Annotated in this window: 7 protein-coding genes; 1 reads left to right on the plus strand and 6 read right to left on the minus strand. The window is 63.7% G+C overall.

From position 1 onward, the window contains the following. Positions 1 to 47 precede the first annotated feature (47 nt). The 4 genes from thrC to xerD all read right to left on the minus strand — a co-directional run bounded on the left by thrC (position 48) and on the right by xerD (position 4,713). The gene (gene thrC / locus NP534_RS24560) at positions 48 to 1,457 is read right to left on the minus strand and encodes a threonine synthase (RefSeq protein ID WP_033700952.1); all 1,410 of its coding nucleotides are present in this window, start codon (positions 1,455 to 1,457) and stop codon (positions 48 to 50) included. Between the two features lie 58 nt (positions 1,458 to 1,515). Then, complete coding sequence (locus NP534_RS24565) at positions 1,516 to 2,820, minus strand: homoserine dehydrogenase (protein ID WP_274100435.1); 1,305 nt, start codon at positions 2,818 to 2,820, stop codon at positions 1,516 to 1,518. A gap of 82 nt (positions 2,821 to 2,902) precedes the next feature. Next, the gene (locus NP534_RS24570; protein ID WP_274100436.1) at positions 2,903 to 3,664 is read right to left on the minus strand and encodes a thioredoxin fold domain-containing protein; all 762 of its coding nucleotides are present in this window, start codon (positions 3,662 to 3,664) and stop codon (positions 2,903 to 2,905) included. Between the two features lie 152 nt (positions 3,665 to 3,816). After that, positions 3,817 to 4,713, minus strand: coding sequence for a site-specific tyrosine recombinase XerD (gene xerD / locus NP534_RS24575; RefSeq protein WP_186654342.1), 897 nt, complete (start codon positions 4,711 to 4,713; stop codon positions 3,817 to 3,819). Positions 4,714 to 4,781: 68 nt separating this feature from the next. On the opposite strand from xerD, the gene NP534_RS24580 reads away from it, so the two are divergent. Then, positions 4,782 to 6,608 carry a cation:proton antiporter gene (locus NP534_RS24580; RefSeq protein WP_274100437.1) on the plus strand — a complete coding sequence of 609 codons (1,827 nt, stop codon included), beginning with the start codon at positions 4,782 to 4,784 and terminating at the stop codon, positions 6,606 to 6,608. A 3-nt stretch (positions 6,609 to 6,611) separates the two neighbouring features. Here the strand turns inward: NP534_RS24580 and NP534_RS24585 are convergent, their stop codons facing one another. Beyond that, on the minus strand, positions 6,612 to 7,019 hold the full coding sequence (locus NP534_RS24585) for an acyl-CoA thioesterase (RefSeq protein ID WP_009683444.1): 408 nt from the start codon (positions 7,017 to 7,019) through the stop codon (positions 6,612 to 6,614). Between the two features lie 100 nt (positions 7,020 to 7,119). Then, on the minus strand, positions 7,120 to 7,377 hold a 258-nt coding region (gene rplS / locus NP534_RS24590), incomplete at its 5' end, for a 50S ribosomal protein L19 (RefSeq protein ID WP_274100438.1).

The following is a 7,377-nucleotide window of genomic DNA, read 5'->3' on the forward strand; positions in this document are numbered from 1 at the left end:
TCTCCATCGCCGGCTTGCCGGCGATGGGTTATGTGGCGGTCCTGGCGTTAAAGCGGCTTGCCGCGGTTACCGTGCTGGCTGACAAAGCCCTGAACGGCCTTCAGGTCATTGGCCAGCACCGTGCAGCGCTCTTCGCGGCTGAACAGGTCGACCAGGTGCGCAGGCAACTCCAGCGCCTTGCCCACACCGGCCTTCTCTACCGCTTCCGGGAACTTGACCGGGTGCGCAGTACCCAGCACCACCATTGGCGTGTCCAGGCTGCGGCGGCACTCGCGGGCGGCCTTGACGCCGATCGCGGTATGCGGGTCGAGCACTTCACCGGTGCTGGCGAACACCTCGGCGATGGTCTCGCAGGTTTGCTCGTCACTGACGGCCAGCGAGTCGAACAGCTTGCGCGCCTCGGTCCAGCGGTCTTCGTCGACGCTGAAGCCGCCACCCTGCTTGAAGTTCGCCATCAGCTCGGCAATGGCAGCACCATTGCGGCCATGCAGGTCGAACAGCAGGCGCTCGAAGTTGGACGACACCATGATGTCCATCGACGGCGACAAGGTCGCGTGCAGGGTTTCCTTGACGTACTGGTTGCCGCTCATGAAGCGGTGCAGGATGTCGTTACGGTTGGTGGCCACCACCAGCTGGCTGATCGGCAGGCCCATGTTGCGCGCCAGGTAACCGGCGAAGATGTCGCCGAAATTACCGGTAGGCACCGAGAACGCCACCGAGCGGGCTGGCCCGCCCAACTGCAGGGCTGCGTGGAAGTAGTAGACGATCTGGGCCATGATCCGCGCCCAGTTGATCGAGTTGACTGCCACCAGGCGGGTGCCCTTGAGGAACGACTGGTCGGCGAAGCTGGCCTTGACCATCTCCTGGCAGTCGTCGAAGTTGCCTTCGATGGCAATGTTGTGGATGTTGTCGCCGAAGATCGTGGTCATCTGCCGACGCTGTACTTCCGACACACGCTGGTGCGGGTGCAGGATGAAGATGTCGACGTTGTCGCAACGGCGGCAACCTTCGATGGCGGCAGAACCGGTATCACCGCTGGTGGCGCCAACGATCACCACGCGCTCGCCGCGCTTGACCAGCACGTGGTCGAGCAGGCGGCCGAGCAACTGCAGGGCAAAGTCCTTGAACGCCAGGGTCGGGCCGTGGAACAGCTCCATGACCCACTCGTTCGAATTCAACTGACGCAGCGGCGCCACGGCCGCGTGAGCGAACGCGCCGTAGGTTTCCTCGAGGATCTTCTTGAAGTCGGCATCGGCGATGCTGCCGGCAACGAACGGGCGCATCACGCGGAAGGCCAGTTCGTGGTATGGCAAGCCAGCCCAGGAAGCGATCTCTTCCTGGGTGAAGCGTGGCAGGTTTTCCGGGACGTACAGGCCGCCGTCGCTGGCAAGGCCAGCCAGCAGCACATCTTCAAAGTTCAGGGCCGGTGCCTGGCCGCGGGTGCTGATATAGCGCATGGTGCAAACCTTCGAGACTGGGGCCGGGGCCGCTGGCGCGGCCCGTCGGCACTCTTCGTTAATTAAGCTGTTCGACGCGGATGCGCACGACCTTGCCAACCACATCCTGCAGGGCTTCCAGAGCGACGATGGCGTCGTTGATGCCTTGCTCGACCACGCGGTGGGTCAGCAGGATCATCGGCACCAGGCCATCCTGTTCTTCGGCTTCCTTCTGCATGATCGATTCGATGTTGATGCCACGCTCCGACAGGATGCTGGCCACCTGAGCCAGAACACCAGGGTGATCCTTGGCCTGGATGCGCAGGTAGTAGGCACTTTCGCAGGCCTCGATCGGCAGGATCGGGTGCGACGACAGCGAATCGGGCTGGAAGGCCAGGTGCGGCACGCGGTTTTCCGGGTCGGAGGTCATGGCGCGGACCACGTCGACCAGGTCGGCCACCACCGACGAAGCGGTCGGTTCCATACCGGCACCGGCGCCGTAGTACAGGGTCGAGCCAGCGGCGTCGCCGTTGACCATGACTGCGTTCATCACGCCGTTGACGTTGGCGATCAGGCGGTCGCTCGGGATCAGCGTCGGGTGCACGCGCAGCTCGATACCTTCGGCCGTGCGGCGTGCCACACCCAGGTGCTTGATGCGATAGCCCAGGGCCTCGGCGTAGTTCACGTCAGCGGTGGTCAGCTGGGTGATGCCCTCGGTGTAGGCCTTGTCGAACTGCAGCGGAATACCAAAGGCAATGGAGGCCAGGATGGTCAGCTTGTGCGCAGCATCAATGCCTTCGACGTCGAAGGTCGGGTCGGCTTCGGCATAGCCCAGGGCCTGGGCTTCAGCCAGTACGTCCGGGAAGGTACGGCCCTTCTCGCGCATTTCGGTGAGGATAAAGTTGCCAGTGCCGTTGATGATGCCGGCCAGCCAGTTGATATGGTTGGCCGACAAGCCTTCACGGATGGCCTTGATCACCGGGATGCCGCCGGCAACCGCCGCTTCGAAGGCGACGATCACGCCCTTCTCGCGGGCCTTGGCGAAGATTTCGTTGCCGTGCACGGCGATCAGCGCCTTGTTGGCGGTGACCACGTGCTTGCCGTTTTCGATGGCCTTGAGTACCAGGTCACGGGCGATGGTATAGCCACCGATCAGCTCGATGACAATGTCGATCTCCGGGTTGCTCGCAACGTCGAACACATCAGCGGTAATGGGGGTACCGGTAATCTGGCAGTTCGGGTTCGGCGAGCGCATGGCGATCTGGGCCACTTCAATACCGCGCCCGGCACGGCGGGCAATCTCCTCGGCGTTGCGCTGAAGTACATTGAAGGTTCCGCCACCGACGGTCCCCAACCCACAGATGCCTACTTTGACCGGTTTCACTGTGAACTCCCCATTGAACGGCCGGCACCTGCGCCGACCGTGAAACATGCCGTCACCCCATGACGACGGCGTACTGAATAGATTACTTGGCTGCTTGCTGCTGGCCGGCCAGGGCCAGCTTGGCCACTTGCGGCGCCGGCTGGTAGCCCGGGATCACCTGGCCGCTTTCAAGGACGATCGCCGGCGTGCCGTTGACGCCGATCGACTGGCCCAGCTGGAATTGCTTGCTGACCGGGTTAGCGCACTTGGCCGCCTTGATTTCCTTGCCATCGACCATCTTGTCCAGCGCCGCGCGGCGGTCGCTGGAACACCAGACTGCCTGCAACTGCTCGTCACCCGGCGAACCGAGGCCCTGACGCGGGAAGGCGACATAGCGCACTTCGATACCGCGACGGTTCAGCTCCGGGACTTCGGCGTGCAGCTTGTGGCAATACGGGCAGGTGGTATCGGTGAACACGGTGATGTGCGACTTGGTCTCGCCTTTGGCAGGATAAACCACCATCTCGGCGGCTGGAATGCCATTGATGAGCTTGGCGACACCTTGACGCTCGGTCTTCTCGGTCAGGTTGACCGGCTTGCCGTCCTGGATCTGGTACAGGTAGCCCTGCATGACGAACTGGCCGTCAGCACTGGCGTACAGCACACGGCCGCCCTGCAGCTTGACTTCATACAGGCCGTTGAGCGGGCTGCTGGCAACGCTTTCTACGGGCACTTCCAGTTCGAGGTTCTGCAACGACTTGCGGATGGCCTGCTCGGCACCGGCATTGCTGTCGGTTGCCGCGGCAACGGCAAAGGTACTGGCCAGCGCCAACGCGGCGGCGGCGAAAATCGGGGTCAAACGCATGGGAACTCCTGAAGGCGGACAGGGGCCGGAGGGCGTCACCTGCAAAAAAACGCGGTGACCGTGCGGCCCTTGGTGCAAACCGCTCAAGCCTACCACATCACACCACCGTTGAAGGGGTCTGCGGATACCGGCCGGCGGAACATGAAAATCATTCATCCACGCGGGTGATGCTGGGCGTGCAGCTGCTGCAAACGGGCCTTGGCCACGTGGGTGTAGATCTGCGTGGTCGACAGGTCGCTGTGGCCCAGCAGCATCTGCACCACGCGCAGGTCGGCACCGTGGTTGAGCAGATGGGTCGCGAAGGCATGCCGCAAGGTGTGGGGTGACAACGCCTTGTCGATACCGGCAACCCGTGCGTGGTGCTTGATCCGATGCCAGAAGGTCTGGCGGGTCATCTGCTCGCCGCGCAGGCTGGGGAACAGCACATCACTGGGGCGGCCGTTCAACAGCTCGCTGCGGCCATCGCGCAGGTAGCGCTCCAGCCACACCACCGCCTCTTCACCCATCGGTACCAGCCGCTCCTTGCTGCCCTTGCCCATGACCCGCAATACGCCTTGGCGCAGGTTGACCTGGTCGAGGGTCAGGCTGACCAGTTCGGTAACCCGCAGGCCGCAGGCATACAGGACTTCAAGCATGGCGCGGTCGCGCTGGCCGATGGCTTCGCCGAGGTCCGGCGCTTGCAGCAGTGCTTCGACGTCGGCTTCGGACAAGGATTTCGGCAAAGGCCGGCCCAACTGCGGCATCTCCACCTGCAAGGTGGGGTCGATCGCCACCAGCTTTTCGCGCAGCAGGTAGCGAAAGAAGCCACGCAGGCCAGAGAGAAAGCGTGCGGTGGAGCGCGGTTTGTAGCCTTGGTCAAGGCGCCAGGCCAGGTGATCGAGGATCAGCTCGCGACCGGCGTCGGGCAAAGCCACGGTGTGTTCCTGGAGCCAACCGTTGAACAGCGCCAGATCGCTGCGATAGGAGACCCGGGTGTTGTCCGACAGGCCTTTTTCCAGCCACAGGGCATCGAGAAACTGGTCAATCAGGGGGTGGTCTAGGGCGGGCATGAAAACTCGGTGGCAAACGACGAAATGACGCTTAGTCTTTCATAACAGCGCCAGCATAGGGAGCCCGCATGAACGAACAGCAGATCCTTCTCAGCATCGGTGGCATCGGCGCCGCCGCCCTGGCCTGCCAGTGGCTCGCCTGGCGCCTGAAACTGCCGGCCATCCTCTTTCTGCTGCTGACCGGCATCACTGTCGGCCCGCTGCTCGGCTGGCTCGACCCGCAGGCCTTGTTCGGCCCGTTGCTGATGCCGCTGGTGTCCCTGGCCGTGGCGCTGATCCTGTTCGAGGGCAGCCTCACCCTGCACGTGTCGCAGTGGCGCGATATCGGCAGCGTGGTGCACCGCCTGGTCACCGTCGGCGCGCTGTCGACCTGGCTGGTGATCGCGCTGGCGACCCACTGGCTGCTGGGTTTCGACTGGCCGCTGGCGATCCTGTTCGGCACCTTGACCCTGGTCACCGGGCCGACGGTGATCGTGCCCATGCTGCGGGTAGTGCGGCCAAAAGCAACGATCGCCAATATCCTGCGCTGGGAAGGCATCGTCATCGACCCGATTGGCGCGCTGCTGGCCGTGGTGGTGTACAGCTTCATCATTGCCAGTGCCGATGGCAATGGCCTGATCCAGAGCCTGGGTACCTTTGCCGGGGTGATCTTCTGCGGCACTGCACTGGGCGCAGCCGGCGGCTGGTTGCTGGGCCAGGTCATGCGCGAACAGTGGCTGCCGGAGTACCTGCACAACCTGGCGTCGCTGGCAGCGGTGCTGGGCATCTTCATCGCCGCCAACCAGATCGTGCACGAATCAGGGCTGCTGGCGGTGACGCTGATGGGCATGTGGCTGGCCAACATGCGCGGGGTGGATGTGCGGCAGATCCTGCACTTCAAGGAGAACCTCAGCGTGCTGCTGATCTCCGGCCTGTTCATCCTGCTGGCCGCGCGCCTCGACCTGCACGCCTTGCTCGGGCTGGGCCCGGCGGTGCTGGCGTTGCTGCTGGTGATCCAGTTGCTGGCACGGCCGCTGAACGTCTTCGTGTCGACGCTGGGCTCCTCGCTGAACTGGCGCGAGCGGGCCTTGCTGGCCTGGATCGCCCCGCGCGGCATCGTCGCCGCCGCGGTATCGGCGATCTTCGCGATCCGCCTGCACGAGGCCGGCCATCAGGATGCGCTGTTGCTGGTGCCGCTGACCTTCGCCGTGATCATCGGCACCGTGGTGCTGCAGAGCGCCACGGCAAGGCCGCTGGCGCGCCTGCTCAAGGTCGCCGAGCCTGCCCCCAGCGGCTTTCTCATCGTCGGCGCCAACGGGCCTGCGCGCACCCTCGGCAAAGCCCTGCAACAATTGGGTTGCCGTGTACTGCTGACCGATTCGAGCTGGGAAAACATCCGCGCCGCGCGCATGGACGGCTTGCCGACCTACTTTGGCAACCCGGCCTCGCAGCATGCCGATGCACACCTGGACCTGGTCGGCCTCGGCCACCTGTTGGGGCTGTCGCCGGCCGGCGAGATCAACGCCCTGGCCTGCGCCCGCTTTCGCCATGACTTCGGCCACAGCCGCCTGTTCGTACTCGCCAGCGGCCTGGAGAAACAGCGCAGTGACAAGCACCGGGCCAGCGAGGAGCACCGCGGCCACCTGCTCGGTTCAAGCGCGATGACCTACCAGCAACTGGCGAATCACTTGCACCGCGGCGCCGAGCTGTACAGCACCCACCTGACCGAGGGCTTCGACTGGGAAAATTATCAGGCACTGCATGGCGAACGCGCGCACCTGCTGTTCGCCCGTGACGCCAATGGCTGGGTGCATGTAGCGAGCCCGGACAACCCACTCACGCCGCAGTCGGGCTGGACCTTGGTCGCCCTGGTCGAGCCGCTGCCGGTCGCCGATGCTGCAACCACGCCAGGTTGAGCGTCAGGCCTGGGGCAACACCGGCACCGGGCGCTTGTCTTCGTCGATGGCGACAAAGCTGAACACACCATGGATCGCCCGTTCGCGGCCATCCAGGTACATGTTCTCGACGAACACATCCACTTGCACCTGCAAGCTGGTGTTGCCCACCTTGATCACCGTGCCCACCAGCTCGACGATCGAACCCGCCGGGATCGGGTGCTTGAAGTCGATGCGGTCGGTCGAAACCGTCACCAATGGCAAGCGGCAGAAGCGTGTGGCGGCGATGAACGACACTTCGTCCATCCAGGCCAGCGCGGTGCCGCCAAACAGGGTGTTGTGGTGGTTGGTGGTGTTGGGAAACACCGCCTTGGTCACGCGGGTTACCGACAGCTCGGTGCGGCGCTGGATTTCCTGGTCTCGGGTAGTCATGTCTGGTCACATCGCTTTCTTAAGTTTCAAAACGCAAAAAAGCAGCCCGAAGGCTGCTTTTTTTCTCGCTAGGCGGCCATGGCCACCGGGCAAACTGTACTCAGGACAGTTTTTCCTTGATGCGAGCGGCTTTGCCGGACAGGTCGCGCAGGTAGTACAGCTTGGCTTTACGCACGTCACCACGACGTTTCACGGCCAGGCTGTCGATTTGCGGGCTGTAGGTCTGGAAGGTACGCTCAACACCAACGCCGCTCGAGATCTTGCGCACGGTGAAGGCGCTGTTCAGACCACGGTTACGCTTGGCGATAACAACGCCTTCGAACGCCTGCAGACGGGAACGCTCACCTTCCTTCACTTT

This window comes from Pseudomonas sp. 39004 (assembly GCF_028682155.1).
GTDB classification, from domain to species: domain Bacteria; phylum Pseudomonadota; class Gammaproteobacteria; order Pseudomonadales; family Pseudomonadaceae; genus Aquipseudomonas; species Aquipseudomonas capeferrum.

Bases quoted from the DNA above. Each gene is read 5' to 3' on its own strand.
- thrC (WP_033700952.1), bottom strand. From the start codon at position 1,457: ATGCGCTATATCAGCACCCGCGGCCAGGCACCGGCCCTGAACTTTGAA.
- NP534_RS24570 (WP_274100436.1), bottom strand. From the start codon at position 3,664: ATGCGTTTGACCCCGATTTTCGCCGCCGCCGCGTTGGCGCTGGCCAGT.
- xerD (WP_186654342.1), bottom strand. From the start codon at position 4,713: ATGCCCGCCCTAGACCACCCCCTGATTGACCAGTTTCTCGATGCCCTG.
- NP534_RS24580 (WP_274100437.1), top strand. From the start codon at position 4,782: ATGAACGAACAGCAGATCCTTCTCAGCATCGGTGGCATCGGCGCCGCC.
- NP534_RS24585 (WP_009683444.1), bottom strand. From the start codon at position 7,019: ATGACTACCCGAGACCAGGAAATCCAGCGCCGCACCGAGCTGTCGGTA.